The 1,095-nt window shown below is 50.0% G+C and carries 1 pseudogene; it reads left to right on the top strand.

Annotated elements, in window-relative coordinates:
- Positions 1-1,095, top strand: a pseudogene (locus R7M72_RS25655) (M48 family metalloprotease); the annotation flags it as partial.

The raw sequence follows: 1,095 nt of genomic DNA, 5'->3' as shown, positions 1-1,095 counted from the left end.
TTCCATCGGACACCGACGCGTGGGCAACGCGAACGAGGTAGAAACGCCGGTCCACTTCTTCATGATTCGTGATCGTAATATCAACGCCTTTGCCTTTTTTGGCGGTTACGTTGCGTTGCACTCAGGGCTATTTCTTCATGCTCGTAGCGAAAGTGAACTCGCATCCGTTGTCGCGCACGAAATTGCACACGTAACACAGCGCCACCTAGCGCGCAGTATGGAAGACCAAGCAAGGCGCTCTCCAGCGACTTTAGCTGCGCTTGCTGGTGCATTATTACTTTCGATTGCTTCACCAGAAGCAGGCATGGCAGCGATTACCGCCGCAACAGCAGGCAACATGCAAAGCCAAATCAACTACACTCGCTCAAACGAGAAAGAAGCCGACCGCTTCGGCATCGCAACCTTGGCGAAAGCAGGATTTGATGTGCAAGCAATGCCGCGTTTCTTTGGCCGTTTAGCCGATGAATACCGCTACGCGAGCAAACCGCCACCAATGCTACTGACTCACCCTTTACCAGAAGACCGTGTAGCAGATAGCCGTCAACGTGCACAAGCCTATCCTCCAATGCGCATTGCACCCTCTATCGATTACCATTTGGCGCGCGCACGCATTGTCGCGCGATATGCCGGTATCGACGGACAAGCCGCACTAGGTTGGTTTTAGCGTACTCAAAAGAAAGCTTCAGCGGACATCATGCCGTCATTTGATTACGGCCGAGCGCTGGTTCATCTGGACAACAAACGCTTATCACAAGCAGAACCGATTTTGAAAAAACTGTTAGCGCAAGATCCGGGAAACCCATTCTATTTAGATGCAATGACCGATCTATACATCGAGAAAAAACAGCCACAAAAAGCTGTTGAGTTGCTAAATAGCGCGCTAAAGCGTAATCCTCAAAACAAAGTATTAACCATTAACTACGCCAACGCGTTGCTTGAAGCAAACCAAAATGATCAAGCTGTGCGTACGCTTCAACGTTATACACACGATAACCCAGAAGATAGCAATGGCTGGCAGCTATTATCGAAAGGCTATCATGCCCTTGGACGTAGTGATGAAGAGCTTGCAGCTCGCGCGGAAATTCTGGCGCTAAG

Origin of the sequence: Vibrio sp. YT-18 (genome assembly GCF_033337345.1) — a bacterium.
Classification (GTDB): domain Bacteria; phylum Pseudomonadota; class Gammaproteobacteria; order Enterobacterales; family Vibrionaceae; genus Vibrio; species Vibrio alginolyticus.
This window is presented reverse-complemented; position numbering and strand designations above follow the sequence as displayed.